Source organism: Streptomyces sp. PSU-S4-23 (assembly GCF_055632315.1).
Genome location: NZ_JBVMUU010000002.1, coordinates 5,264,903 through 5,290,213, shown reverse-complemented (window position 1 = coordinate 5,290,213; position 25,311 = coordinate 5,264,903). Strand labels below are relative to the sequence as shown.

At 72.3% G+C, this 25,311-nt stretch carries 20 protein-coding genes and 1 riboswitch; of the genes, 11 read left to right on the top strand and 9 right to left on the bottom strand.

Annotated features, from left to right (window positions below; genetic code table 11):
• Window positions 1-74: 74 nt before the first annotated feature.
• The gene (locus ACZ79I_RS24310) at window positions 75-1,697 is read left to right on the top strand and encodes a DUF5691 domain-containing protein (RefSeq protein WP_471499578.1); all 1,623 of its coding nucleotides are present in this window, start codon (window positions 75-77) and stop codon (window positions 1,695-1,697) included.
• Window positions 1,698-1,820: 123 nt separating this feature from the next.
• Here the strand turns inward: ACZ79I_RS24310 and ACZ79I_RS24305 are convergent, their stop codons facing one another.
• Window positions 1,821-2,237, bottom strand: coding sequence for a cobalamin B12-binding domain-containing protein (locus tag ACZ79I_RS24305; protein WP_044383287.1), 417 nt, complete (start codon window positions 2,235-2,237; stop codon window positions 1,821-1,823).
• 649 nt (window positions 2,238-2,886) lie between these two features.
• Between ACZ79I_RS24305 and ACZ79I_RS24300 the strand changes: the two genes are divergently transcribed.
• Together ACZ79I_RS24300 and ACZ79I_RS24295 are read left to right on the top strand one after the other, a co-directional pair.
• Window positions 2,887-3,738, top strand: coding sequence for an esterase/lipase family protein (locus ACZ79I_RS24300; RefSeq protein WP_471499577.1), 852 nt, complete (start codon window positions 2,887-2,889; stop codon window positions 3,736-3,738).
• A gap of 377 nt (window positions 3,739-4,115) precedes the next feature.
• Complete coding sequence (locus ACZ79I_RS24295; protein WP_471499576.1) at window positions 4,116-5,651, top strand: M23 family metallopeptidase; 1,536 nt, start codon at window positions 4,116-4,118, stop codon at window positions 5,649-5,651.
• A gap of 88 nt (window positions 5,652-5,739) precedes the next feature.
• Here the strand turns inward: ACZ79I_RS24295 and pcrA are convergent, their stop codons facing one another.
• Entirely contained in the window at window positions 5,740-8,232 is a 2,493-nt protein-coding gene (gene pcrA / locus ACZ79I_RS24290) for a DNA helicase PcrA (protein ID WP_471499575.1), read from the bottom strand.
• Between the two features lie 442 nt (window positions 8,233-8,674).
• Window positions 8,675-8,844, top strand: a riboswitch (cyclic di-AMP (ydaO/yuaA leader).
• Window positions 8,845-8,852: 8 nt separating this feature from the next.
• Between pcrA and ACZ79I_RS24285 the strand changes: the two genes are divergently transcribed.
• Window positions 8,853-10,049, top strand: a complete 1,197-nt coding sequence (locus ACZ79I_RS24285) for a C40 family peptidase (RefSeq protein ID WP_471499574.1) — start codon at window positions 8,853-8,855, stop codon at window positions 10,047-10,049.
• 107 nt (window positions 10,050-10,156) lie between these two features.
• On the top strand, window positions 10,157-11,161 hold the full coding sequence (locus ACZ79I_RS24280) for a tellurite resistance/C4-dicarboxylate transporter family protein (RefSeq protein ID WP_471499573.1): 1,005 nt from the start codon (window positions 10,157-10,159) through the stop codon (window positions 11,159-11,161).
• Here the strand turns inward: ACZ79I_RS24280 and ACZ79I_RS24275 are convergent.
• Window positions 11,139-11,492 carry a hypothetical protein gene (locus tag ACZ79I_RS24275; RefSeq protein WP_471499572.1) on the bottom strand — a complete coding sequence of 118 codons (354 nt, stop codon included), beginning with the start codon at window positions 11,490-11,492 and terminating at the stop codon, window positions 11,139-11,141. The two genes, ACZ79I_RS24280 and ACZ79I_RS24275, sit on opposite strands and share 23 nt — an antisense overlap.
• A 531-nt stretch (window positions 11,493-12,023) precedes the next feature.
• On the opposite strand from ACZ79I_RS24275, the gene ACZ79I_RS24270 reads away from it, so the two are divergent.
• The gene (locus tag ACZ79I_RS24270) at window positions 12,024-13,094 is read left to right on the top strand and encodes a C40 family peptidase (protein WP_471499571.1); all 1,071 of its coding nucleotides are present in this window, start codon (window positions 12,024-12,026) and stop codon (window positions 13,092-13,094) included.
• 68 nt (window positions 13,095-13,162) lie between these two features.
• Here ACZ79I_RS24270 and ACZ79I_RS24265 read toward each other — a convergent pair whose 3' ends face one another.
• Together ACZ79I_RS24265 and ACZ79I_RS24260 are read right to left on the bottom strand one after the other, a co-directional pair.
• The gene (locus ACZ79I_RS24265) at window positions 13,163-13,903 is read right to left on the bottom strand and encodes a LuxR C-terminal-related transcriptional regulator (RefSeq protein ID WP_471499570.1); all 741 of its coding nucleotides are present in this window, start codon (window positions 13,901-13,903) and stop codon (window positions 13,163-13,165) included.
• Entirely contained in the window at window positions 13,900-15,228 is a 1,329-nt protein-coding gene (locus ACZ79I_RS24260; protein WP_471499569.1) for an ATP-binding protein, read from the bottom strand. Before ACZ79I_RS24260 ends, ACZ79I_RS24265 begins: the two co-directional genes overlap by 4 nt.
• A 140-nt stretch (window positions 15,229-15,368) precedes the next feature.
• On the opposite strand from ACZ79I_RS24260, the gene ACZ79I_RS24255 reads away from it, so the two are divergent.
• Together ACZ79I_RS24255 and ACZ79I_RS24250 are read left to right on the top strand one after the other, a co-directional pair.
• Window positions 15,369-16,784 (top strand): PspC domain-containing protein, encoded by a 1,416-nt coding sequence (locus ACZ79I_RS24255; RefSeq protein WP_471499568.1) that lies wholly within the window; start codon window positions 15,369-15,371, stop codon window positions 16,782-16,784.
• Complete coding sequence (locus tag ACZ79I_RS24250) at window positions 16,771-17,034, top strand: hypothetical protein (protein ID WP_471499567.1); 264 nt, start codon at window positions 16,771-16,773, stop codon at window positions 17,032-17,034. Before ACZ79I_RS24255 ends, ACZ79I_RS24250 begins: the two co-directional genes overlap by 14 nt.
• Window positions 17,035-17,052: 18 nt before the next feature.
• Here ACZ79I_RS24250 and ACZ79I_RS24245 read toward each other — a convergent pair whose 3' ends face one another.
• The 3 genes from ACZ79I_RS24245 to ACZ79I_RS24235 all read right to left on the bottom strand — a co-directional run bounded on the left by ACZ79I_RS24245 (window position 17,053) and on the right by ACZ79I_RS24235 (window position 20,173).
• A complete protein-coding gene (locus ACZ79I_RS24245; protein ID WP_471499566.1) occupies window positions 17,053-17,583 on the bottom strand; it encodes a DoxX family protein in 531 nt (176 codons plus the stop codon).
• 128 nt (window positions 17,584-17,711) lie between these two features.
• Window positions 17,712-19,001: a hypothetical protein gene (locus ACZ79I_RS24240; RefSeq protein ID WP_471505180.1), complete on the bottom strand. Its 1,290-nt coding sequence runs from the start codon at window positions 18,999-19,001 to the stop codon at window positions 17,712-17,714.
• A gap of 377 nt (window positions 19,002-19,378) precedes the next feature.
• On the bottom strand, window positions 19,379-20,173 hold the full coding sequence (locus ACZ79I_RS24235) for a class II aldolase/adducin family protein (RefSeq protein WP_471499565.1): 795 nt from the start codon (window positions 20,171-20,173) through the stop codon (window positions 19,379-19,381).
• A 206-nt stretch (window positions 20,174-20,379) separates the two neighbouring features.
• Between ACZ79I_RS24235 and ACZ79I_RS24230 the strand changes: the two genes are divergently transcribed.
• Entirely contained in the window at window positions 20,380-20,904 is a 525-nt protein-coding gene (locus ACZ79I_RS24230; protein ID WP_471499564.1) for a pyridoxamine 5'-phosphate oxidase family protein, read from the top strand.
• A gap of 33 nt (window positions 20,905-20,937) precedes the next feature.
• Here ACZ79I_RS24230 and guaA read toward each other — a convergent pair whose 3' ends face one another.
• The gene (gene guaA, locus ACZ79I_RS24225) at window positions 20,938-22,527 is read right to left on the bottom strand and encodes a glutamine-hydrolyzing GMP synthase (protein WP_471499563.1); all 1,590 of its coding nucleotides are present in this window, start codon (window positions 22,525-22,527) and stop codon (window positions 20,938-20,940) included.
• Between the two features lie 420 nt (window positions 22,528-22,947).
• Here guaA and ACZ79I_RS24220 point away from each other — a divergent pair, with 420 nt between their 5' ends.
• Together ACZ79I_RS24220 and ACZ79I_RS24215 are read left to right on the top strand one after the other, a co-directional pair.
• Window positions 22,948-23,265 carry a chorismate mutase gene (locus ACZ79I_RS24220; RefSeq protein ID WP_471499562.1) on the top strand — a complete coding sequence of 106 codons (318 nt, stop codon included), beginning with the start codon at window positions 22,948-22,950 and terminating at the stop codon, window positions 23,263-23,265.
• Window positions 23,266-24,205: 940 nt separating this feature from the next.
• A complete protein-coding gene (locus ACZ79I_RS24215) occupies window positions 24,206-25,228 on the top strand; it encodes an LPXTG cell wall anchor domain-containing protein (RefSeq protein WP_471499561.1) in 1,023 nt (340 codons plus the stop codon).
• Window positions 25,229-25,311 lie beyond the last annotated feature (83 nt).

The following is a 25,311-nucleotide window of genomic DNA, read 5'->3' as shown; positions in this document are numbered from 1 at the left end:
GCTGACATGCGGGACCTGAGATGAGGAATCTGACGAGGGATCTGACATGAAGGGTCTGACATGAAGGGTCTGACATGAGCGCCGCACCGACTTCGCCGGACGCTCTCTCCGCCGTGCCGTGGGAGGAGCTCGTGACCGTGGCCCTGCTGGGCACCGACCGGCGTACCCCATCATGGCTGCCGCCGGGCCGGGAGGCGCCGACGGCGCTGCTGGACCTGGCCGCGGTGGAGACCGTACGCCGCCGGGCGGGGCTGAACCCGGCGCCGGCCGGGCCGCGGCCGGAGCCCGCGGCGGCCGACCCGCGCCCACCGCTGCCGCCCGCCGCCGCCCGCAGGCTGGCCATGCTGCTGTCCGACCGGCCCGGCACCGGCAGCGGAGGCCGCCGGGGAACGGCACCCGACCTGATGGAGCTGTTGCCGCAGTGGCTGTCCCTGGCCAACGAGCGAGGCTTCGCGGCACCCCCGCACATGCTGCCGGCGCTGCTGGACGCGGCCCGCGGACGCACGGACCTGCGGCCGGCGACGCTGGCCTTCGCCGGCCCGCGCGCCCTGTGGCTGGCCCGCCTGAACCCGGACTGGCGTTTCGCCCTGCGCTCGGTGCCCGGCGGCGGATCCGAACTGCCGCTCCCGGAAGAAACGGACCGCGTCCAACGCCTCTGGCAGGAGGGCCTGTTCGCGGAACGGGTGGCCCTGCTCGGCGCGCTCCGCTCGCGACAGCCCGCCCTCGCCCGTGCGCTGCTGGCCACCACCTGGGCGACGGAGCGGGCCGAGGACCGCCTGATGTTCCTCGACTCGCTCCGCACGGGACTGGAGGCCGCGGACGAGCCCTTCCTGGAAGAGGCGCTCTCCGACCGCAGCCGCAATGTGCGGGCGACGGCGGCGGAACTGCTGTCGGCGCTGCCGGACTCCGCGCTGGCCGGGCGGATGGCCACCCGGGCGGCGGCCTGCGTGGCGGTCGACCGTACGCAGGGCGAGCCGACGATCGTGGTGGAGGCGCCGCACGAGTGCGACCCGGACATGGAGCGCGACGGGGTGGTGCCGAAGCCTCCCGCCGGACGCGGCGAACGCTCGTGGTGGCTGGGCCAGTTGGTGGAGGCGGCGCCGCTGGGCTCGTGGACGGCCCGGCTCGGGGGACGCACACCGGAGGAGATCGTCGCGCTGCCGGTGGCGGACGACTGGCAGGGCGAGCTGCACGCGGCGTGGTGCCGGGCTGCGGTACGGCAGGGGGACCCCCGCTGGGCACGGGCCCTGCTCGGACCGCCGTCGGCACCGGAGGCCGGGGGCCCGGGGGCGGTGTCGCTGGCCGAGCGGGCGAAGCTGCTGTCGACGCTGGGCGCGGAGGAACGGGCCGAATGGGTGGCGGGGTTCATCGCCACACACGGTCTGTCGGAGGCGTTCCAGCTCCTCGGGGTGTGCGCGGTCCCATGGTCGGCCGCGCTGGGGCGGTCGGTCGTGGACGCGCTCGACATAGCGCGGGACGCGGGAAGTTATCCGTGGAGCTTCAGCGGGGTGATGGGGCTGGCGGAGCGCTGCCTCGACCCCGCCGAGGCGAGCCGCCTCGACGCGCTGACGGCGATACCCGACGAGACGGAGGACGCATCGCCGGGTGCGGGCGGCTACTGGGCGGAGGCGTTCCAGCGTCTGACCACGACGCTGCGGCTGCGCGCGACGATGCGGGAGGAACTGACGGAGCCGTGACGCGGTGCGCGGTCCGGCCCTGCGGACCTCCCCGCCCGGCCCGGGAGCCTCGGCCCGCCCCTCAGCGAGGTGGCGGGGGCCGCCGCGGCCGGGCGAGGCGGCCCGGCCCGCCCCGGCCCCGCGCTACGCCTGTGCCGGCTGGCGTACGTTCGCCCGTACCCAGTCCACGATCGACGCGGTGGTCGCCCCGGGGGTGAAGATCTCCGCGACGCCCTTCTCCTTCAGCGGCGGAATGTCCGCCTCGGGGATGATGCCGCCGCCGAAGACCAGGATGTCCTCCGCGTCGCGCTCCTTGAGCAGGTCGATCACCGCGGCGAACAGCGTGTTGTGCGCACCGGAGAGGATCGACAGCCCGATCGCGTCGGCGTCCTCCTGGATCGCCGTGTCGACGATCTGCTCCGGCGTCTGGTGGAGGCCGGTGTAGATGACCTCCATCCCCGCGTCGCGCAGCGCCCGCGCGATCACCTTGGCCCCGCGATCGTGGCCGTCGAGCCCCGGCTTGGCGACCACCACGCGGATCGGACCGGCTGCCACACCCATCACTGCCTCCATGAAGCGACTACTCCACCCTGTACCGACGTACCGCCCTGCCGCCACACGACCGCACCCGCAGGCAGGACCGCACGGACGGTTCGGCCCGCACGGACCACGCGCGCCGCAGGGCTTGCGGCACAGGCGCCCCGTGCCGCATCGACCCGGGAAGTGAACGAACGTTATCGCCAGCATCTCGCACCCGGCAGTTTCACGGTGGAGACCGAGGGGGAAATCACACAGTGGGACACATTCGCCGCGCAGGGTCCCCCTTCTCGCGGCACGCGGGCCGCAGTGACCAGCGGCTCGGGCGCCACGGGCGGAGCGGACCGTACGCAAGGAGAGCCGCCATCAGTCGGCCGCACCGTCGCAGCGCCCGTCGGCGCCCCGGTGGTGGGGTTCGCCGGCGAAAGGCATTGCAAGGGCACGACAGCGGGGATCAGGACCCGTACGAGGAGGACGGGAATCGAGCCACAAGGACGCCAGGGATAACGTCATCACGACGACAAGGCTCCCGTCGCGTCACCGGCGCCCATACGCCGCATCCGCGGTGAGCGCCGACCCGCGGCACCAGCCCCGCAGGCCACCGCCGTCGCGGCTTTCCGCAAGGGCTCACGGGGGACAGAGGCGTCCTCGGTGCGCCGACGGGAGGTCGGCCATGAAGGTCACTGGGGCGGTACAGCCCATTCTTCCGCTCTGCCAGCGCCTGTTCCCCACCAGGCTGGCCGGACTCTCCATGGATCTGCTGAAGGCGACCGCCCTGGAGCTGGCGATCCTGGCCGGACACCTGCTCCTCTACCCGTCGGGAATCGTCCAGGAGCGTCCCTCCGCCCCGGCCCTCCCCCCGCAGGGCACCGCCGCCCCGCTCCCCAGCGGAGCCAAGCCGCCGGTCGTCCTGCTCCACGGGTTCATCGACAACCGCTCCGTCTTCGTCCTGCTGCGCCGCAACCTCGCCCAGCACGGCCGCCAGCACATCGAGTCGCTCAACTACTCTCCGCTCACCTGTGACATTCGGACCGCAGCCCGGCTGCTGGGGCGGCATATCGAAGAGTTGTGCGAACGCACCGGGCAGCCACAGGTGGACATCGTCGGGCACAGCCTGGGCGGGCTGATCGCGCGCTATTACGTGCAGAGCCTCGGCGGGGACCTCCGTGTCCGCAAGCTGGTCACGCTGGGCACGCCCCACTCCGGCACCCGTGTCGCGCCGCTCGCGAACGCTCATCCGATCGTCCGTCAGATGCGCCCGGGTTCCCCCGTCATCGAGGAGCTGCGCCTTCCGGCCCCCGGCTGCCGCACCCACATCGTGAGCTTCTGGAGCGATCTGGATCCCCTGATGGACCCGCTGGAGTCGGCCTGCGTCGAGCACCCGGACCTCCTGACACAGAACGTGCGGGTGAGCGGCATCGGCCACCTCGCCCTGCTGGTGCACCCGGCGGTCGCCGCCGGGATACGGCAGGCGCTCGACCTCGAGCAGCCGGGAACCACCGCGCAGGCCCTGACCGTGGCGTGACGCCCGCGGCCGCGCGCGCCGCCCACCGGGCAGCGCGACGCAACCGGAAAGACAGCCGAAGGGGTCCGTCGAAGGGTCCGTCGAAGGGTCCGCCAAGGGGATCCACCGAAGGGGTCCGCTGAAAGCGCCCACCGAGGGGCTGCCGCCACCCCCCACCGACACCCTCCCGGCACCTCCCGGCGCCTCCCGGACACCCCCACGCCCTCGAACATTCATCGAACAAAGAGCCAAGGTCGCGCCGGGGGCCGCCGAAACACGGCCGAATGCCCGTTTCCTACCGACGGGAAACCTGCCGAAGATTGTCGCGCCCGCATACCGCCGGGTACAGTCACCGCACTGCTCTGCCAGCCCCTGTTGTCGAGGCGAAAGAGAAGTTGGTGAACGACCGTCACCCGTCGGGGACCGCAAGCCCCCCGGCTCCGGCCTCCGATGCCGCCTCGACGCACTACGCGTCGTACGGTCTCCCGGACGGCCACTACGGTGAGTTCACGACCTACGCCGACCCCTCTGCGAGCGCGTTCGGCACCGCTGCCCCGACGGCCGCTTTCGCGACCGACCCCCTCTTCGGCGATCTCCCGGGCGGTGGCACGACCGGCGCATACGACGCCACCCAGTGGTCCACCGGCGGTCACGCCACCCTCGGCACGGGCAGCCACCAGACGGTGACCTACGACCCGTACACCGCCCACCACTACGCCCCGTACGACACCGGATCCCATGACGCGACCGCCTGGGCGGCCGGCTGTCAGCAGTTCGCGGGCATCCCGGCGCAGGCCGCGGCCCCCGACGCCACCGGCCAGTGGGACGCGCAGGCATGGATCGAGGCCGGCCAGTGGCCGGAGCAGACCCAGCAGTGGGATTGGGGCACGCAGGCATTCGACACGGGCGCCTACGACGCCACGCAGTGGAACTCGGCCGGCACCGCCGAGCAGCAGGAGACGCAGGACCAGCAGGCCGCGGCCACCGCGACGGCGACCTTCGAGCAGGACGCCCCCGAGTCCTTCGACTCCGTCGATTCCTTTGACTCCTTCGAGCAGTTCCCGTACGAGCACGCCGCCGCTTCGGACGACGAGTCGGGGTTCGACCACGAGACGCCCGCCGAGGCGCCCCTCCTGCTCGACGACCAGGAAGAGGTCGCCTTCGTCCCGGCCCCGCGCTCCGCCTCCCGGACCGCGAACCGTTCCCGGCGCCGCAGCCCGGCGAAGCGTTCCGCGCTGCTGACGGTCGCGGTGCCCTCGATGTGCGTGATGGGGGTCGCCGGAATCGCCGCCGCGACCGTCGACATGGGCGGCGACGACGGCAAGGAGACCACGGCGAGCGCGTCCGACGCGACCGCGGTGAAACCGTCCGCCGCCAACAACAAGCTGGACTCCCAGCTCGAGGGCCTCTCCGCGGGCGCGCACGACTTCGCGGACCGGGCGAGTCGCACGCAGGAACGTATCGACCTCAAGGCCCAGCAGGCGGCCGAGAAGAAGAAGGCGGCGGAAGAGGCGGCCCGCAAGGAGCGGCTGCGTCCGAAGTTCGCCCTGCCGGTCCTGCAGAAGGGGCTCAGCGCCTACTTCGGCCAGGCCGGCGTCAACTGGATGTCCGTACACACCGGCATCGACTTCCCCGTCTCGTACGGCACCACCGTGATGGCCGCCACCGACGGCACGGTCCGCACCCAGTGGAACAGCGCCTACGGCAACATGATGATCGTGACCGCGAAGGACGGCACGGAGACGTGGTACTGCCATCTCTCCAGCTACCGGGTCTCATCGGGCACCGTCGTCAAGGCCGGCCAGCCCATCGCGTACTCCGGCAACTCCGGCAACTCGACCGGCCCGCACCTGCACTTCGAGGTACGGCCGGGCGGAGGGGCCGCGATAGACCCGCTTCCCTGGCTGCGCAGCCACGGGCTGGACCCGACCTGACCGGCCCCTCGGCGGGCCTGCCGCCGGGCCCCACCGACGAGCCGCCCGTCGGCGGCCCGCCCGGCCCGGCACCGAGCGGTACCGCGAACTACAGCTTCTCCACCGGCGCATACCGCAGCAGCAGCCGCTTCGGCTTTGTGTCGCCGAAGTCGATCGTCGCCTCCGCGTTCGACCCCATGCCCTTCACCCCGACCACCGTGCCCAGGCCGAACTGGTCGTGCGTGACGCGGTCGCCGACCGCCAGGGCGATCACCGGCTTCTCCGTCGCGCCTCCCCGCCGGGTGGCGAAGCCGGCCGCGCCCGCGGCCGAGGACCGTGACCGGGTCGACGACAGCGACGCCGCCACACCGGAGAGCGGCCCCGCCGGCACCGGGGCGGAGGGAGCACTCGTCCGCTTCCACTCCACGTGCTGGTCCGGGATCTCCTCCAGGAAACGCGAGGGCGGGTTGTACGAGGGCTGGCCCCAGGCGCTGCGCAGGGCCGACCGCGTGAGGTACAGCCGCTCGCGCGCGCGGGTGATGCCGACGTACGCCAGGCGCCGCTCCTCCTCCAGCTCCTTGGTCTGGCCGAGCGCGCGCATGTGCGGGAAGACGCCGTCCTCCATGCCGGTCAGGAAGACCACCGGGAATTCGAGGCCCTTGGCGGTGTGGAGGGTCATCAGCGTGATGACGCCGCCGCCCTCCTCCTCGTCGGGGATCTGGTCGGAGTCGGCGACCAGGGCGACCTTCTCCAGGAAGTCGGACAGCCTGCCCGACTCGCCTTCCCCGCGCTCCTGCTCGAACTCCAGCGCCACGGCGGCGAGTTCCTGAAGGTTCTCGATGCGGGTCTCGTCCTGGGGATCGGTCGATGCCTGCAACTCCGCCAGGTAGCCGGTGCGTTCGAGGACAGCCTCCAGGACCGTGGCCGGTCCCGCGCCCGACTCCACGATCGTCCGCAGGTCCTCCATCAGCGCGTTGAACCGCTTGACCGCGTTCGTCGAGCGCGCGGCCATGCCGTACGCCTCGTCCACGCGCCGCAGCGCCTGCGGGAAGCTGACCTTCTCCCGCTGGGCGAGGGCGTCGATCATCGCTTCGGCGCGCTCGCCGATCCCTCGCTTCGGCACGTTCAGGATCCGCCGCAGCGGCACGGAGTCCTCCGGGTTCGCCAGCACCCGCAGGTACGCCAGGACGTCCCGGACCTCCTTGCGCTCGTAGAAGCGGACGCCGCCGACGACCTTGTAGGGCAGTCCGACGCGGATGAAGACCTCTTCGAAGACACGGGACTGGGCGTTCGTGCGGTAGAAGACGGCGACGTCGCCCGCCTTCGCCTCGCCCCGGTCGGTGAGGCGGTCGATCTCGTCGGCGACGAACTGCGCCTCGTCGTGCTCGGTGTCGGCCACATAGCCGGTGATCCGCGCGCCCGCGCCCGCGTTGGTCCACAGGTTCTTGGGACGGCGGGACTCGTTGCGCTCGATGACCGCGTTGGCGGCGCTGAGGATCGTCTGGGTGGAGCGGTAGTTCTGCTCCAGGAGGATCGTCGTGGCGTCCGGGTAGTCCTCCTCGAACTGGAGGATGTTGCGGATGGTCGCGCCGCGGAAGGCGTAGATCGACTGGTCGGCGTCGCCGACGACGCACAGTTCGGCGGGGCGCAGGTCGTCCTCGCCCGGCGGCACGTCCTCGGGCCGGCCGCCGCCCGCAGGGCCGACCAGCTCGCGCACCAGGGCGTACTGGGCGTGGTTCGTGTCCTGGTACTCGTCGACGAGTACGTGGCGGAAGCGGCGGCGGTAGTGCTCGGCGACGTCCGGGAACGCGCGGAGCAGGTTGACCGTCGTCATGATCAGGTCGTCGAAGTCGAGCGCGTTGGCCTCGCGCAGTCGCGACTGGTACAGCGCGTACGCCTGGGCGAGGGTCTTCTCGAAGCCGTCGGCCGCCGTACCGGCGAAGTCCTCCTCGTCGATCAGCTCGTTCTTCAGGTTGGAGACCTTGGCGCTGAAGGACTTGGGCGGGAAGTGCTTGGGGTCGAGGTCCAGGTCCCGGCAGACGAGCGCCATCAGACGCTTGCTGTCCGCGGCGTCGTAGATCGAGAAGGAGGACGTGAAGCCGAGCTTCTTGCTCTCCCGCCGCAGGATGCGCACACAGGCGCTGTGGAAGGTCATCACCCACATCGCGTTCGCGCGCGGGCCGACGAGCTGCTCGACGCGCTCCTTCATCTCGCCCGCGGCCTTGTTGGTGAAGGTGATCGCGAGGATCTGGCCGGGGTGCACGCCCCGCTGGGCCAGCAGATACGCGATGCGGTGCGTGAGCACACGGGTCTTGCCTGAGCCGGCGCCGGCCACGATGAGCAGGGGGGAGCCGGCGTGCACGACGGCCGCGCGCTGGTTCTCGTTCAGCCCCTCCAGCAGCGCCTGCGGGTCGAGGGCGGGGCGGTGCGCGCCGTTGCGGTAATAGGAGTCGCGGTCCGGCGGCACGTCGAACCGTCCGCCGAACAGATCGTCCGGAACCGGCTCCGCTCCGTGATCGCCGTCGGGCGGCGGTGGCTCCTCCTCGTGGGCCGGGGTGCCCTTGAGGTCCGCCAGGAAGCTGTCGTCAAAGAGGCTGCTCATCGCTCTCCGAGTCTAGGCCGCCCCACCGACAACCGGTTGCCGCCCCGAGAAGTCCGTCCCACCGGAACCAGATCCGGGTACGGGTACGGGTACGGGTATGCGTACGGCTAGGGGGATCTTCCGCAGCCCCCGCCCCGGCGGGCATCGCGCTCCGCGCCTGTCGCATCACCGAAGGTGACGCACCGCCCGGAGGCCGTCCGTCTCCCGCCCCGGCCGCGAACGACGCCCGGGAACCGGACACAGGGCACCACTTCCCCCGACTCCGGGGAAAGGCGGCCAACACGCCGCAGACCCCTCCCCATTGACCGCGGTGAGCCGCACTCATGGTCAAGGTCACGAAAATGTATCGGGCATATCGCACATCAACCTTCACACGGGCCGCACCAGTTGGCTACGGTTCCGGGCGGGCCGCTCGACCCCCACCGGCGAAGGTCGCCGGGCCGCGCGGCCCCCGCCGAGTCCGGCGTGCCCGTGGGCAGCCGGAGCCGGGGACCCAACCGACCTTGGGGTGAATCGGCCAACCACCTTTCGGGGGACGGCCGTAGGGCACACCTTCCGGAACCACCCGCCCGAACCCGACAGCTAACCCGGTAGGCGGTGTACGGAAGGAGTCGCCTCCCATGGCGCCGCACCGCAAGGCGCGCCCCTCGGGCACGCGCATCGCAGGCATACGGACTCCCGCCCTCGCGACGGCGGCCCTCACCTCCGTGGCCCTGCTCTCCCAGACGGCGAACGCCGCGCCCTCCACGGACGGCAGACCGAGCCTCGAGGAGGTCGAGAAGAAGGTCGACGAGCTCTACCACCAGGCCGAGTCCGCCACCGACAAGTACAACGCGGCCAAAGAGAAGACCGCCAAGCAGCGCAAGCGCGTCGACACGCTCCTCGACGACGTCGCCCAGCGCACCCAGAGGCTCAACGAGGCGCGGGACGAACTGGGTTCGTTCGCCGCGGCGCAGTACCGCACCGGGGCCGCGGCCCCCGACACGGCCACCTTCCTGCTGGCCGACTCGCCTCAGGACTACTTCGACCAGACCCAGCTGATGGGCCGGCTGACCAGCCGCCAGAAGGACGCGGTCGACCAGTACGTCACCGAGCAGTCCGCGACGATGCAGAAGCGGCGGGAGGCCGCCAAGAGCCTGCAGACGCTCACCGAGTCGCAGCAGAAGCTCAGAGCGACCAAGGCGGACGTCCAGGAGAAGCTCGCCACCGCGCGGCAGCTGCTGTCCGACCTGACCGCGGAGGAGAAGGCGCGGCTCGCCGCGATCGAGAAGAAGAAGCAGGAGGAGGCCCAGCGTCAGGCGGAGGAGCTGGCGCGGCAGCAGGCGGCGCGGCAGGCCGCCCAGCAGCAGTCGTCCTCGGGCACCACGACCGGCACCTCCGGGTCCTCCTCCACGTCCACGGGCTCCACGTCCACGGGCTCCGGGTCCACGTCCACGTCCACGTCCACGGACACCTACGCGACGAAGGCAGCCAAGGCGCTCGACTTCGCCCGCGCACAGATCGGCAAGCCGTATGTGTGGGGTGCGACCGGGCCCGACTCCTACGACTGCTCGGGCCTGACCCAGGCCGCCTGGAAGGCCGCCGGGGTGACGCTTCCGCGCACCACGTACGACCAGGTCAACGCGGGTACGACCGTCTCGCTCGCCGATGCCAGGCCGGGTGATCTGATCTTCTTCTACGACGACATCAGCCACGTCGGCATCTACATCGGCAACGGCATGATGATCCACGCCCCCAAGCCCGGTGCGTACGTGCGCGAGGAGTCGATCTACTACGACGGCGCGTCGATCATCCACAGTGTGGTGCGGCCGGCCTGAGGCCGTGTCCGCCGATGCCGTCCGGCACGCGCGCGTGGGGTTGTTTTCCGCCTCCCCGCGCGCGTGCCCCGCGCCCGACCCCGGTGTACGTCCCTAGCATCGGGCGCATGTCAGGCACCTCCGCGCTCCGCACCCGGTGGGTGCGGCGTCCGCCCGCCACCGGTGCCGCCGTGCTGGCGACCGGCGTCCTGTCGGTCGGGCTGCATCTGACCGGGTACGAGGTCCTCTCCCGTATCGTCCTGGCCCTGGCGTGCGCCGCCTGGCTGGGGCTCGTCGCCGACGTCGCCGTGCGGCTGCTGCGGGTGCGCGGGCCGTGGGAGCCGGCCCGGGCGGGCTCCCCTACCGCGCTCACCCCGGTCGCGGCGACCACCGTGCTGGGGGCGCGGGTGTCCCTCCTGGGCGCACAGCGGCTCGCCGGGGCGCTCCTCGCGCTCGCCGTCGCGCTGTGGGCGGGCCTGGTGTACCCGGTCCTGCGGCGGGGGGAGCGGCACCGGCCCGGGGCGGTGTTCCTCGGGTGCGTGGCGACGCAGGGGATCTCGGCGCTCGCGGCGGTGCTCGCCGCGGCGGTGGACGTGGCGTGGCCGGCGCACCTGGCCCTGGTCTTCTTCTGGCTCGGACTGGTGTTCTACCTGGTGGGGCTGTGGCGTTTCGAGCCGCGGCAGTTGCTGACCGGTGCCGGAGACCACTGGCTCGCCGGCGGCGGGCTCGCGATCTCCACGCTGGCCGGGTCCCAGCTCATCGCCGCGGCGCACCACGGACCGTACCTCTGGAGCAACGACGACGACGGCGTCCTGCGGGCCACCACCGGCGCCCTCCTCGTCCTCAGCTTCGCCTGGTACGGCGTGCTGGTCGTGGCCGAAGTGCTCCGGCCGCGGCTCGGCTACGACGCACTGCGCTGGTCAACCGTCTTCCCGCTGGGCATGACGGCGGTGGCGACGCTGTCCGTCGCGTCCTCCCTGGGCGTGCCGTGGCTGCGCGGCCCCGGCCGGGTGCTGCTGTGGATCGCGGTGGCCGTCTGGTGCGCGGTCCTCGCGGGAGCCGCCCGCGACGTCACGCGAAGCCTCCCTTCCCCCGGCGAGGCCCAGGACGTCAGACCCAGAGAACCGCGATGAAGATGTTCACACAGGTCAGTGCGCCCACGAGGCCGAAGAGGGGCGCCTGGACCCTCTCCTCGTCGCGCTTGACGTAGACCAGCCCGAGGATCACGACCAGCACGGCCAGCTTGATGCCGATCTTGACCATGTTGAGCGTGTAGTCCTGCGCCTCGTTGACGCCGACCAGGGCGACACCCGTCACGAGCATGGTCAGCGCGCCGTGCAGCATCGCGGGCACGAAGCGCGCGGTGCCCTGGCCCATGGCCTTCATCTGGGTGAGGAACCCGCCGAGGAGCGCGCCGATGCCGATGATGTGCAGACCGACGAGGAAATGGGTGAGTACGTCCATGGCCGGAGCCTAATCAGGGCTCCTACGGCGCCCGACACCGGCCCGGGGGATGTGACGGTGCTCGCACCGCCCGTCTCCCGACAGCATCCCGCGCGCGTCCCGGCGGCAACCCGACTGCAAGCCGACCGCATTCCGCCCGCAATCCGCCCGCGTTCCGCCCGCAATCCGCCCGCAATCCGCCCGCATATATGCGTCCCATAGCAGTGCGTCACCGCCCTGTCGCCCGGAACCGCCGCATCGGTCATCGCACAGCGTGAAGCCGTAGAGCCCAGGACGGGATCACGGTCACATACGGTCACCAGGCGGTCCGGTCACGCCAGTTCCGCACATTGCGTCACCGAGCCGTCACGCTCCGGATTACCGTCCTTCCCCAGGTGACCGGCTCCCCACCGCCGCCCGGACCAGGGGCGGCCGTCGGCCACTCCCGCCGGGAAGATCCGGCGGCGGCCCGTTTCCCCTGTGCGGGCCGCCGCCGGAGCCGTCGCAGCGCCCGACGGCCCCGGTGGCCGTACGAAAGGACGTGACGTCGAGGTGGCAGCGCACCGCAGGACCGCACCGCGTTCGCCCGGCGGGGGCAGGGCCCGTACCGCCGCCACGATCGCCCTGGCGGGTGCGGCGTCCATGACCGGCCTCGACGGAACGGGCCACGCCGAGCCACCGCTCTCACCGGCACAGGTCGAGGCCAGGGTCGAGGGGCTGTACCACGACGCGGAGACCGCGACCGAGAAGTACAACGGGACGAAGGAGCAGGCCGGCCGGACCCGCGAACGGCTCGGCGCGCTGCAGGACGAGGCGGCCCGCCGGACCGACCGGCTCAACGAGGCGCGCCGGGCACTGGGTTCCGCCGCCGCGGCGCAGTACCGCGCCGGGGGCATCGACCCCTCGGTGCAGCTCCTGCTCTCCTCCGATCCCCGGCAGTACCTCGACAAGGCCGCGCTGGCGGAGCGCGCCGACGGCCGGCAGGCTGCCGCCGTGACGCGGGTGCGCCGGCAGTTGCGGGAGATCGAGCAGCTGCGCGGGGCAGCACGCGTGGAGCTGGCGTCCCTGAGGTCGCGGCAGGCCGAGCTGCGGCGGCAGAAGCGGACGATCACCGGGAAGCTGCGTGAGGCACGGCGGCTGCTGTCCCGGCTCACACAGGAGGAGCGGGCGCGGTTCGCGGCAGGGGGCGCCGGGCGGGCGGCACGGTCCACGGCACGGGACCTGTTGGGGCCGGTGTCGGCGTCGGCGTCGGCGTCGGCCGCGCAGGCGCCGGACGCGCGGGCGGCGGCCGCCGTGGTGTACGCGTTCGGCAAGCTCGGCAGCCCCTATGTGTGGGGCGCCACCGGGCCCCGCGCCTTCGACTGCTCGGGCCTGGTGCAGGCCGCGTACCGCTCGGCGGGCGTCTCGCTGCCCCGGACGACCTACACCCAGATCGGAGCGGGCCGCCGTGTCTCGCGCTCCGAACTCCTCCCCGGTGACCTGGTGTTCTTCTACTCCGGGATCAGCCATGTGGGGATCTACGTGGGGCAGGGCCGGATGATCCACGCACCCAATCCGTCGGCGCCGGTGCGGGTGGCGCCGATCGACCAGATGCCGTTCGCGGGGGCGACCCGCGTGGTGTGAACAGCCCGCGCGGCGCCGTGTCCGCCGGCGCCCCCGCGATCTTCAAGGGCGCGGCGGACGAGGGTCCGTCACACCAGCCGCCGGGCCGTCGCCCAGCGCGTCAGTTCGTGACGGTTCGACAGCTGGAGCTTGCGCAGCACCGCCGAGACATGGGACTCGACCGTCTTCACCGAGATGAACAACTGCTTGGCGATCTCCTTGTACGCGTAGCCGCGGGCGATGAGGCGCAGCACCTCGCGCTCGCGCTGGGTGAGGCGGTCGAGGTCCTCGTCGACCGGCGGGGCGTCGGTCGAGGCGAAGGCGTCGAGGACGAAGCCGGCCAGGCGGGGGGAGAAGACGGCGTCGCCCTCCTGGACCCGGAAGATCGAGTCGACCAGGTCCGAGCCCGTGATCGTCTTCGTCACGTACCCGCGGGCGCCGCCGCGGATCACTCCGATCACGTCCTCGGCGGCGTCCGACACCGACAGCGCCAGGAACCGGACCGGCCGTTCGGCGTCGGCCGTCAGCGCGGCGCAGCGGCGCAGCACCTCCACCCCGCCGCCGCCCGGCAGATGGACGTCGAGGAGGACCACCTCGGGCCGGGTCGTCGTGATCACCGAGACCGCCTGGTCGACGTCCGCGGCCTCCCCGACCACCTCGACCCCGGTCCGCTCGGTCTGCCCGATCTCCGCCTGGACGCCCGTTCGGAACATGCGGTGGTCGTCGACGAGCACGACCCGCACACGCCGGCCGCCGGCACCGGCACCGCCGCCGGACACCGCGGACTCGTCGGCGCCGGTCTGCCCGGTCGCCCCGTTCGCGTCGCTCATGACGTACTCTCCGCCCTCTCCATCTCCAGCTCGACCTCCGTGCCTCCGCCGGGAACCGCGCGCAGCCGTGCCGTGCCGCCGTTGCGCTCCATGCGGCCGATGATCGATTCTCTGACACCCATCCGGTCGGCGGGTATCGCATCGAGGTCGAAGCCGGGGCCGCGGTCACGGACGGACACGAAGACCTTCCTGCCCTCGACCTCGGCGTAGACCTGGACGGCACCGCCCTCGCCACCGTACTTGGCGGCGTTCACCATCGCCTCGCGCGCGGCCTGCATCTGTGCGCCCAGCCGCTCGTCGAGCGGGCAGTCGCCGACGACGACCACCTCGAGGGGGACGCCGTGCTTGTCCTCCACCTCCGCCGCGTTGCGCCGGACCGCCTCCGCGAGGGTGCCGGGCTCCTCGTCCTCCTCCTTGCCGGTGCCCTCCGGCTTGTAGAGCCAGGCGCGCAGGTCGCGCTCCTGGGCGCGGGCGAGACGGCGCACCTCGCCCGCGTTCTCCGCGTTGCGCTGGATCAGGGTGAGGGTGTGCAGCACCGAGTCGTGGACGTGGGCCGCGACCTCCGCGCGCTCCTGGGCGCGGATGCGCATCAGGCGCTCCTCGGACAGGTCCTGGGTGATCCGGACCAGGTACGGCCCGGCGAGCAGGGTGACGCCGACGAGGACGGCGAGCGCGGCCTGCAGGACGGAGCCGAGGTGGGCCGCGGAGCCCTGCAGCACGAACATGCCGGAGACCCCCGCGGTGACCAGCAGGACACCGGCGGCGGCGCGCAGCAGGGTGAGGGTCCGCCGGCGGCTGCCGACCTCCATCCAGCGGGCCCGCCGCGCGTTGTCCGCCTGACGCCACACCAGGGCCACGCCCGCGGCGACGAGGACGGCCGGTATCAGATACGCCTTGGCCCCGCTGCCGAGGTTCACGCTTCCCACGAAGGTCAGCGCCACGACCACCATGAGGAGCAGGGCCACGATCTGGCCCCGGTCGGGTCTGCGGGCGACCAGTCTGCGCCGGCCGTCGGACGAGGTCTCGGTGGTGACCGGGGACGGGGGGCGCCGGTCGTCGACGCCCCCGACGCCGAGCGGCACGAAGAACCAGAACGCGGCGTACAGCAGGGCGCCCAGGCCGTCCGCCATGAACAGGCCGACGAAGACGAGGCGCACCCAGATCACGGGCAGGCCGAGGTGCCCGGCCAGCCCCCGCGCCACACCCCCGAGCCAGCGTCCGTCGCTGCTGCGGTAGAGCTTGCGCGGCGGCCGCGGATCGGCGAGGGGCACTGCTGCGGCGTCCGGCATGCCATCGATGGTCACACGACCGGCCCGGCGGAGCATCAGGGTCGGCCCCCTAGACTCCCCTGATCTTCACATCCGTTGATCGAACACTTCCCCGGGCGGCCGTCGGGGCCGATTTCAGGGTTCGGCCAGGGTCGCCCCGACTGCCGCCGGGCGGCCGGGACAGGGACCATGGACGCATGACAGATCAGCAGCACGCGGCGGCGGGGGTGGGCCCCGGCGCGGGCCGGGGTGCCCGTCCGCCGGGCGGCGCGCCGCCCGGGGCCGCCCCGCGGGACGCCGCTCAGGCGTCCGGCGAGGGCGGGCCGGTGCGGGACGAGGCGGCCGCCGCCGAGGGGCCCGGCCCCTTCCGGCGCGAGCGGCGGCACGGGATGCTGGCAGGCGTCTGCGCGGGCCTGGCCCGCCAGTGCGACATGGACCCGGTGATCTTCCGGATCGTGCTCGCGGTGCTCTCCGCGACCGGCGGCCTCGGTCTCATCTTCTACGGCTTCGTCTGGCTCTTCGTCCCGTACGAGGACGAGGAGGAGAACGAGATCCGCAAACTGCTGACGGGCCGCGTCGACGGCCCGGGCCTGGCCGCGGTCCTCTTCGCCCTGGTGGGGTGCGGGGTCTTTCTGTCGATGCTGAGGAACGGCGGGGTGCTGACCTTCGCCGCCGTCCTGTCCCTGCTCCTGGCGGGCGCGGGCTACTGGTCGCGGCAGCGCGGTGCTCCGGACCCCGACCCGCTCGCGGCACAGGCCGCAGCCGACGCGCCGCCGGAGGCGAAGGCGCCGCCGGTCCCCGCCCTCCATCCCTCCTGGTGGCGTGAGCCCATCGTCAAGGACGGCACGCATGTGGGCGGCACGGGCTATCTGTGGGGGCCGAGTGACACGCCGAGCCGTGATGTCGCGGCGGCGGTCGCCGTCGCCCGCTGCTACTCGTACGCCAGACGGACGGGGGCGGAGCCGCCGCCGAGGCCGCGGGGTCCGCGCTGGATCGGTGGCTGGGTGTTCCTGGCGGCGCTGCTCGCCGGCGGTCTGGGCACCCGTCTGACCTGGGACGCCGACGCGCTGGGCACGAGCCTGCAGACGGGCCTGGCGAGCGCGCTCGTCGTCTTCGGGGCGGGCATCGCGGTCAGTTCGCTGCTGGGCCGTACGGGTGCGGGCTCGGTGTTCCTCGCCGTGGTCACCGCAGGTCTGCTCGCCACGTCGGCGGCCCTGCCGAAGGACGTCAGCAGCCACTGGGCGCGCACGACCTGGGCACCGGCCTCGGCGGCCGCCGTGCACCGGACGTACGGCCTGGGCACCGGCGTCGGCACGCTGGACCTCACCCGTCTCAAGCCCGGCGGGAAGCAGACGGTGACGACCCGGGCGGAGGTGGGCGTGGGCCGGCTCGCGGTGATCGTCCCGCGGAACGCGACGGTGAGGCTCGACATCCGCACGGGCATCGGCGACATCCAGTTGCCCGGCGACACCGGGAAGGACGTGGATGTGGCGCCCGGCAAGCACAAGCGGTTGACGCTCTCCCCGGCGTCCGGCACGAAGAACGCGGCCACGTTCGACCTCAGCCTCGAGGTCGGTCTGGGCCAGGTGGAGGTGACCCGTGCTGCGTCATGAGTTCCAGCCCGGCCGGCTGGTGGCCGGCGTGTTCCTGATCGCCGGGGGCGTCGCCTACATCGGTGACGCACGGGGGGCCTGGGAGACGCCGTGGTTCGCGATCGTCCCGATCGTCGGCGGCGGCCTGTGCCTCGCGGCCGTCACGGGCCTGCTGGCCCGCTCCCTGCGCAAGGGCCGCAAGGACCGCAGGGGCACGGGGGGCACGCGCGCCGACGGGCACGCCGAAGGGGACCGGGCCGCGGCCGCATAGCCGGCCGGCAGGCGCGTCCTACCAGTCCACGCCCGAGCGGTTCCGGCGTCGGGAACGGATGGCGGCGTCCAGGGAGAGCACCGGGGCGCCGGCGAGGACCAGGGGCAGCCAGGCCATCAGGTAGGCGAGGTCGTTGCCGTAGTAGTAGGGGCTGGACGCCCAGCTCACGGTCAGCCACAGGCTCATCGAGATGAGCGCGCCGCCGAGCGCGGCGAGCCGGCTCAGCAGGCCGACGAGCGTGCCGATGCCGACGGCGAGTTCACCGAAGGCGATGGCGTAGCCGAAGCCGACGGGGTTCTTCAGCGCGAGGTCGACCATCGCCGGGATCGCCGAGGAGTCGCGTACGGCGCGCATCAGGTCGCCGATCGAGCCGCTGCCGGACGCGTGCATGAAGGCGCTGTTGGTGAGTTTGTCCACGCCCGCGTAGACGAAGGTGACGCCCAGGAACACACGCAAAGGGAGCAGGGCGTACCGGGTGGCGGTGTCCCGCCAGGCGCGGCCCTCGTCGAGGTAGGGGGTGTGGGTGTCCGTGCGCATGCCATGAGCCATCGTGTCCGCCGCCTCTCGCGCGCCATGCCGTTGACTCTTCGACAGACCATACGTACACAAGGCGGGCCCCACTCAACCGCTGTGCGGCCACTTTTCCTCATACCTTTCCCGGACGGCGTAGGGACGTGTCAGTCCGTCACCTCGATGGCCACCCGGTTCGTCTCCACTCCGGCCGCCGTCACCACCTGCACCTCGACACGCCCCGGCTCGACGTCCGCCGGCACCGGAACCGTCAGGAGGGTGTCCGTCGGATTGCTGAAGCCGCCGGGCACGGGGACCAGGGGGACATGGACGTGGACGGCGCCGATGCGGACCACCATCCGGGACAGCCGGTCCGCGGTCTGGGCGCCGGGCGGTACGAAGCCCGCGCCGCGGATCTCGATGTCGTCACCCGTCCGGATCGGCGCGTCCAGGTCGCCCGCCTCCCTCGCCCTGACCACGGAGAGCACCACCGGACGACCGCCCTCCGCGTACTTCCCGGCGAGATAGGTGGCCGCCGACACGAGCACCAGCAGCGCCAGCCCCCACGGCAGATCGGGCAGCTGGTCCGGTCGCCGGGCCAGCCGGACCAGCGCGAAGGCCAGGGCGACCGCGCTGATGACCACGTACTGGGTGTCCGCGAAGCCGCCCCGCCCGGAGTCGTCGGTCAGCAGGTCGGCGGCGCGCGGCCGGTCGGCGCGCACCTTCTGCAGGCGCTGGCCGAGGACCCGCAGCCCGACCACCCTGCGCACGACGACGGCGATCCCGCTCACCACCGCGATCACCGTCACCACCCCCGCCCCGCGCGCGAGGTCGAGGCCGGCGATCAGCGCGTCGCGCCGGCCGTGCGCGGAGGCCGCGGCCAGCTCACCGGCCAGCACCAGCACCGCGTACACCGCGAACAGCACCCAGCCCGCCGCCACCGCACGCGAGGTCGACAGCCGGTTGTCCTCCCCGATGACGGGCGCGAGCGCGCCGCCGCGCGCCCGGTGCAGATATCCGGCGGCGGTCAGTGCGGCTCCCACCAGCACCGCCGCGACCAGCCCTGCCGTCCGTGTCACGGTCCACCCCGCGCCGATCGCCGTCAGCGCCTGCGCCAGCAGCAGGACGCCCACCGCGCCCCACACCGCGACCGCCGTGCGCCGCCACAGCCGGGCGAGCCAGGCCGCGCCGTCGGCCCTGCCCCGCTCGGCGACGAGGTCCGCGGACTGGGTGAGCTCGTCGGAGACCCACTGCCGGGACGCGGACGCGGAGTGCGCGACCGCCGCGGGCAGCCCCCGCCCGGACGCGAACTCCTCCCGCTTCGCGAGGAATTCCGCGACCGCGCGCCGGTGTCCCTCCCGGGCCCCGTGCGGGCAGTCCCCGCAGGTGCAGCCACCCCCGTGCACGCCCGGACCGCTCCCGCGCCCCACGCCCTGCCCCGCCTCCTGCACCGCCACGCCCGCTGCCGCCTTCCCCGCACCGATCGCCATGCCGCACCCGGCCACCACCGGGCCGGACGGCTCGCCCGGCCGCCACCGACCGGGCACCTCCGCCCGGCCGCTACCCGGCCGGGCCTCTGACACGCACGGGCGCCGGACGGCACCGCCGTACAACTGCCCTGTGACGACAGCGAATTGTGCCGTATGGAACACACCCCGCGTTCGCCAGGTCCACCCGGACGAGTGAAGGGGCGAATCCCCGGTTGACCTCCTCGGCCACCGCCTGCCGTCCCGCCGCGCCGACGACCCCGAAGGCTGCCGTGCCGCGCGCCCCGAAGGCTGCCGCGCCGCGCGCCCCGAAGGCTGCCGCGCCGCGCGGTCCCGAAACGGCCGGTTCAGCTCAGCAGGTCCGGTTCGCCGCGGCTGATGTCCTGCCACAGCGGCTGGTAGTTGATCCAGGCCACCAGGTCCCCGCCCAGCTGCTCCCTTGTGGCCACCGCCTGCCGGTGGTCGATCAGGACCGGCCGTCCGGCCGCCCTGGCCGTGAGCTGCACCTGGCAGGAGCGTTCCATCGACAGGAACCACCAGGCCGCCGCGTCCACCGAGTCGCCGACGGTCAGCAGTCCGTGGTTGCGCAGGACCAGTGCCTTGCGCGTGCCCAGGGCGGTGGCGATCCGGCGGCCCTCCTCGGCGTCCACGGCGACGCCGGTGTAGGCGTCGTAGACGGCGTGGTCCTCGTAGAACGCGCAGGACTCCTGGGTGATGGGATCCAGCAGCTCGCCGAGCGCCGCGAGGGCCCGCCCGTGCACGGAGTGGCAGTGGGCGACGGCGACGACGTCCGGGCGGGCGGCGTGGACCTGGGCGTGCACGGTGAACGCCGCCTGGTTCACGTGGTAGCGGCCGTCGATCACCTGCCCGTCCTGGTTGGCCATCACCAGGTCGCTCACGGTGACGTGCTTGAACGGCATCCCGAACGGATTGACCCAGAAGCAGTCCGTGAACTCCGGGTCGCGGGCGGTGATGTGCCCGGAGACGCCGTCCTCGAAGCCGAGCCGGCCGAAGATCCGCAGCGCTCCGGCCAGCCGCTCCTTGCGGTGCCGACGCTCGTCCTCCAGCGATTCGTGCATCGGCGGCATGGCGAACTGCAACTGATCGGTGGGCAGGGGCAGCGGTGGGGTCGGCCCGTGCATGTGTCCTCCAGCACTGGGTTCCTTGACGAAGCGGAAGTTACCGTCGGTCTCCGCAGGAGAACAGGGTCGTACGGTGAAGAGAGTGCGCAACCGTTACGCGCGGTGGCCGCACCGCGGCGCCGGAGTCGGCGAACCCCAGCGAGGGGGCCGCGGATCACTACAGATCACGACAGGAGATGTCGGGTATACGGGGTCAGACTCGCGGTATGACACCCAGCCGCAGGACACCGAGCCGCAGGGCACCGAGCCGCACGCCGTCGAACTGGGCGGCCTTCGCCGCCGCCGAGCCCGGCCTCGCCCGCCTCGTCGAGGACCGCTTCGGCGCCTTCACCCATCACGTCCTGGCGACCCTCCGCAAGGACGGCTCCCCGCGCACCACCGGCCTGGAGGTCCGTTTCCTGGACGGCGAGCTGTGGCTCGGCATGATGCCCCACTCGCTCAAGGCGCTGGACCTGCGGCGCGACCCCCGCTTCGCACTGCAGGCGAACCCGGGGCCCGGTACCGGGATGGGCGGCGGTGATGTGCGTATCAGCGGGCGCGCCGTCGAGGTCGAGGACGAGCACGACGCGCGGAAGGAGGCGTACGTGGAAGAGGTGAAACCGCCGCAGCCGTTCCACCTCTTCCGCACCGAGCTGACGGAGGTCGTGCGGACCTGCGTCGAGGACGACGCGTATCTGGTCGTCCAGGTCTGGAAGCCCGGAGAGCCGGTGCGCACCCTCCGGCGTACGTGACTCAGGCGTACGTGCCCCGGGCCGCTCCCCGGGTCACTCCCACTCGATGGTCCCCGGCGGCTTCGACGTCACGTCCAGGACGACGCGGTTGACGTCGCGGACCTCGTTCGTGATCCGGGTCGAGATCTTCCCGAGCACGTCGTACGGCAGCCGGGACCAGTCGGCGGTCATGGCGTCCTCGGACGAGACCGGGCGCAGCACGATCGGGTGGCCGTACGTCCGGCCGTCGCCCTGGACGCCGACGCTGCGCACGTCGGCGAGCAGGACCACGGGGCACTGCCAGATCTCGCGGTCGAGGCCGGCCGCGGTCAGCTCCTCGCGGGCGATGGCGTCGGCCTCCCGCAGCAGGTCGAGCCGCTCCCTGGTGACCTCGCCGACGATGCGGATGCCGAGGCCCGGGCCCGGGAAGGGCTGGCGCTGGACGATCTCCTCCGGCAGGCCCAGCTCGTGGCCGACCATGCGGACCTCGTCCTTGAAGAGCTTGCGCAGCGGCTCGACGAGCTGGAACTCGAGGTCCTCGGGCAGGCCGCCCACGTTGTGGTGGGACTTGATGTTGGCCGTACCGGTGCCGCCGCCGGACTCGACCACGTCCGGGTAGAGGGTGCCCTGCACGAGGAACTCCACCGGCTCGCCGCTCTCGCCGGCCTCGGCGACGATCTCCGCCTGGGCCTGCTCGAAGACGCGGATGAACTCGCGGCCGATGATCTTCCGCTTCTGCTCGGGGTCGGAAACCCCCTTGAGGGCGGTGAGGAACCGTTCCTGGGCGTCGACGACCTTCAGCTGGACGCCGGTGGCCGCCACGAAGTCCTTCTCGACCTGCTCGGTCTCGCCCTTGCGCATCAGGCCGTGGTCGACGTAGACGCAGGTCAGCTGGGAGCCGATGGCCTTCTGCACGAGGGCCGCGGCGACCGCGGAGTCCACGCCGCCCGACAGCCCGCAGATGGCGCGCCTGGTGCCGACCTGGCGGCGGATCGCCTCGACCTGCTCCTCGATGACGTTGCCGGTGGTCCAGGTCGGGCTCAGCCCCGCGCCGCGGTACAGGAAGTGCTCCAGCACCTGCTGGCCGTGCGTGGAGTGCATGACCTCGGGGTGGTACTGGACGCCGTACAGCTTCTTCTCGTCGTCCTCGAAGGCGGCGACCGGGACGACGTCCGTGGACGCCGTGACGGTGAAACCCTCGGGGGCGGCGGAGCAGGCGTCGCCGTGCGACATCCACACGGACTGATCGGCGGGGGTGCCCTCGAAGAGGGTGGAGGACGGCCGGCAGACACTCAGCGCCGTACGGCCGTACTCGCGCGCCCCGGTGTTGTCCACGGTGCCGCCGAGGGCCCGGGCCATCAGCTGGAAGCCGTAGCACATGCCGAAGACGGGGACGCCGGCCTCGAAGAGGGCGCGGTCGACGGTCGGGGCGCCCTCCTCGTAGACGGACGAGGGGCCGCCGGAGAGGATGATCGCCGCCGGGTTCCTGGCGAGCATCTCCGCGACCGGCATGGTGCTGGGCACGATCTCGCTGTAGACCCGGGCCTCGCGGACGCGACGGGCGATGAGCTGGGCGTACTGCGCGCCGAAGTCGACGACCAGGACGGTGTCGGGGGCGGCGGCAGCGGGGGTCGCTGATGACACGGGTTGCCTTCCGGCGGCTTGACAGGGGGCTGTGGTACCCGATTCTAACGGGGCGGGCGGCGGGGCCTCCCGCCTCACGGGGGACGGGCCCGCCGGCGCCCGGTGCGGAGGCGCACCGGTTCCCGTCCGCAGGCGCACCGGGTCCCGTCCGGAGGTCCGCCGGCCCCGGCCCCCCGTCTCACCATCCGAACCCGCTTGGTACGCGCCCCGGGCCCTCGGCATACTGGAACCATGCTGACGCACACGACCTTCGTCTTTACCTATGGCAACCGGCCCGCCGGCTGCCATGGTCGTGCTGCTTGAGCCACTGACAAGCACCCCAGGCGCCCCGGGCCGACACGGTCCGGGGCGCCTGGCGTTTGCGGACCGCGCCGGTCCCGGGCACCTCGCCGCGACACCGACCCCAGAGGAGCCCCGGACATGACCGCCCCCACCACCGAGCAGACGGCCCCCGAGCAGACGGCCGCCGAGAAGACCGGCGCCCGCACCGCCGAGGCCGCCGACGTGATCAGCGGCGCCCGTGAACGCATCGACGCGCTCGACGACCGCCTCATCGGCCTCATCCAGGAGCGCATGGCGGTCTCCGCCGTCATCCAGGACGCCCGTATCGCCTCCGGCGGCCGCCGGGTGAACCTCTCCCGCGAGATGGAGATCCTCGGCCGCTACCGGGAGGCCCTCGGCAAGCCCGGCACCACCCTCGCGATGACCTTGCTGGAGCTGTGCCGGGGCCGCGTCTGAGGCGACCGCCGCGGGACCGCTTCCTGCGACGGACGTCCGCCGCACCCACGTTCCCATGCCCTCTCACCCGTACGGCACGTGACCGGCGGTGCGCGGGGTTCGTTGGTCCCGGTGTCCGTGCCAGCCAGGGGCGGGCCCGAGAGAACCACGCGTGGCTCCGCTGGAGCGATGAGGCGTACGGATCGTGCTGTGCGTCGTGGGACCTCGCTCCAGGGATGTGACCGGACGGCAGGGGACAGCAGCCCGGTCACCAGTAAACGGCCGGCTCCGGGGACGCCCGGAGCCGGCCGGCGGAATCCGTTCAGGTGCGGTCGAAACGGTTGCGGAGGCCGGGGCGGTCCAGCACGATGCGAAGAACGGCCGGCTCCGCAGACAGACGTATCCCAGCTCTCCGCACAGCGACCGCCAATGGTCCACACCGGGCGCGCTCCCCGAGGGCGCCGGGCACACCACCGGGCGGTCCCATGAACCAGCGGCGCACTCCCCCCGGCGCCGCTCCGAGGCACCGGCGCCGCCCTGACGCCGGTGCTGACGCAAGAAGGGCCCCGCGGCACCTCCCCCCGCCGCGGGGCCCTTTGCGTTGGCCGGCCCTGTCGTCACATCCGTCCGCGTGAACGGCGCCTGCCGGTTGCTCCTCACATGCCGCGCTCAGGGTCCGTACCACCTCCGCGGTCTGTGTCCACGAGCGGAATCAGGCCGAGGGGCACTCCACCCGTGACCTACCTCACATAAGAATTCTGTGAGATGGGGAGCAACCCTCCCGAGGGGTCGCCGGTCTCACCTACGCAACCAACGGTCACACCCGCGCCCCACACGCGGAGACCTCCTCCGATCGCGTGCTGCCGCGCCGCAGCACACCAGACTTCTTGAGGTCTTCATGAAGCTTCGCCGCGCCATGGTTACCGCGGCCGCAACCGCAGTCGTAGCTCAGCTGGCCCTCGTGTCGGCTCCGGTCGCGGTCGCGGCCGAGAGCCCGTCCCCGTCGGCGAGTTCTTCGACCGGGACGGACGGTTCCCTCTCGGCAGAGAACCAGAGCACCCCGTCCAACGAGAAGTCCACCCCGTCGGACCAGCAGAACACTCCCTCCGACGCCCAGAGCACCCCGTCGGACGAGCAGAGCACCTCTTCCGATGAGAAGTCCAGTTCGTCGGACGGGCAGAGCACCCCCACGACGCAGGGTGTCGCCCCGTCGAAGTCGGCCGGGTCTGACGAGTGGACCCCCGATGAGTGCGACGAGTACAACATCGACGACAATCTCGCGGTCACGGTCAAGGGCCTGCCGAACAAGATCGTCGCGGGCTCCGGCTGGCACGACTTCACCTTCTCGGTGAAGAACAACTCGGACGCCGACCTGAAGAACGTCTGGGTCAACACGTTCACCGAGTACGCCGACGATGTGAACATGGACGACTCCCTCGCATGGGATCTCGCCCAGCTTCAGTACAAGGACCCGGAGACCGGCAAGTGGACGGACTCCTACCAGGACAGTTACAGCGACGGAAATGCGAACGACGCAACCGTCGCCACCGGCACCTTTGTCGGCATCATCGACGCCATCGACAAGGGTGCCAAGGTCGACATGGACCTGCGCGTGCGGATCGACGCCAAGGCTCCGGCCGGTTCGTCGTTCGCCATGAGCAGCGCTGTCTACGCGGGCAAGGGCACGGCGTGCAACGGCAACGGTGACGTCTACGAGTTCACCGTTCTCAAGGCGGGCAGCAAGCCGGCCGACGAAGGCGATGCCAAGCCCACCGGCGACAAGCCGACCGAAAAGCCCAAGACCGACATGAAGCCCCAGGGCGGCTCCGAGCAGCTCCCGGTCACCGGCAAGCTCGCGTCAACCGGTTCTTCCTCCGCGGTGCCGACCATCGGCCTCGTCGGCGGTGTCGCCGTCGTCCTCGGTGCCGGTGCGCTGTTCGCCGTCCGTCGCCGCAAGGGTGCCGGTTCGAACGCCGCCGCGTAAGGACGCACGGTAGGCGTCACGACGCAGCACATGCAGCAGGGGCGGTACACGCCGCCCCCGCCAAGCCCGAAGGGCCTGCACAC

What these genes read in the sequence shown, in the direction of transcription:
- ACZ79I_RS24285 (WP_471499574.1), top strand. Translation starts at nt 8,853, where the DNA reads ATGGCGCCGCACCGCAAGGCGCGCCCCTCGGGCACGCGCATCGCAGGC.
- ACZ79I_RS24275 (WP_471499572.1), bottom strand. Translation starts at nt 11,492, where the DNA reads ATGGACGTACTCACCCATTTCCTCGTCGGTCTGCACATCATCGGCATC.
- ACZ79I_RS24310 (WP_471499578.1), top strand. Translation starts at nt 75, where the DNA reads ATGAGCGCCGCACCGACTTCGCCGGACGCTCTCTCCGCCGTGCCGTGG.
- ACZ79I_RS24300 (WP_471499577.1), top strand. Translation starts at nt 2,887, where the DNA reads ATGAAGGTCACTGGGGCGGTACAGCCCATTCTTCCGCTCTGCCAGCGC.
- ACZ79I_RS24230 (WP_471499564.1), top strand. Translation starts at nt 20,380, where the DNA reads ATGACACCCAGCCGCAGGACACCGAGCCGCAGGGCACCGAGCCGCACG.
- ACZ79I_RS24255 (WP_471499568.1), top strand. Translation starts at nt 15,369, where the DNA reads ATGACAGATCAGCAGCACGCGGCGGCGGGGGTGGGCCCCGGCGCGGGC.
- ACZ79I_RS24280 (WP_471499573.1), top strand. Translation starts at nt 10,157, where the DNA reads ATGTCAGGCACCTCCGCGCTCCGCACCCGGTGGGTGCGGCGTCCGCCC.
- pcrA (WP_471499575.1), bottom strand. Translation starts at nt 8,232, where the DNA reads ATGAGCAGCCTCTTTGACGACAGCTTCCTGGCGGACCTCAAGGGCACC.
- ACZ79I_RS24235 (WP_471499565.1), bottom strand. Translation starts at nt 20,173, where the DNA reads ATGCACGGGCCGACCCCACCGCTGCCCCTGCCCACCGATCAGTTGCAG.
- ACZ79I_RS24265 (WP_471499570.1), bottom strand. Translation starts at nt 13,903, where the DNA reads ATGAGCGACGCGAACGGGGCGACCGGGCAGACCGGCGCCGACGAGTCC.
- ACZ79I_RS24305 (WP_044383287.1), bottom strand. Translation starts at nt 2,237, where the DNA reads ATGGGTGTGGCAGCCGGTCCGATCCGCGTGGTGGTCGCCAAGCCGGGG.
- ACZ79I_RS24245 (WP_471499566.1), bottom strand. Translation starts at nt 17,583, where the DNA reads ATGGCTCATGGCATGCGCACGGACACCCACACCCCCTACCTCGACGAG.
- ACZ79I_RS24220 (WP_471499562.1), top strand. Translation starts at nt 22,948, where the DNA reads ATGACCGCCCCCACCACCGAGCAGACGGCCCCCGAGCAGACGGCCGCC.
- ACZ79I_RS24260 (WP_471499569.1), bottom strand. Translation starts at nt 15,228, where the DNA reads ATGCTCCGCCGGGCCGGTCGTGTGACCATCGATGGCATGCCGGACGCC.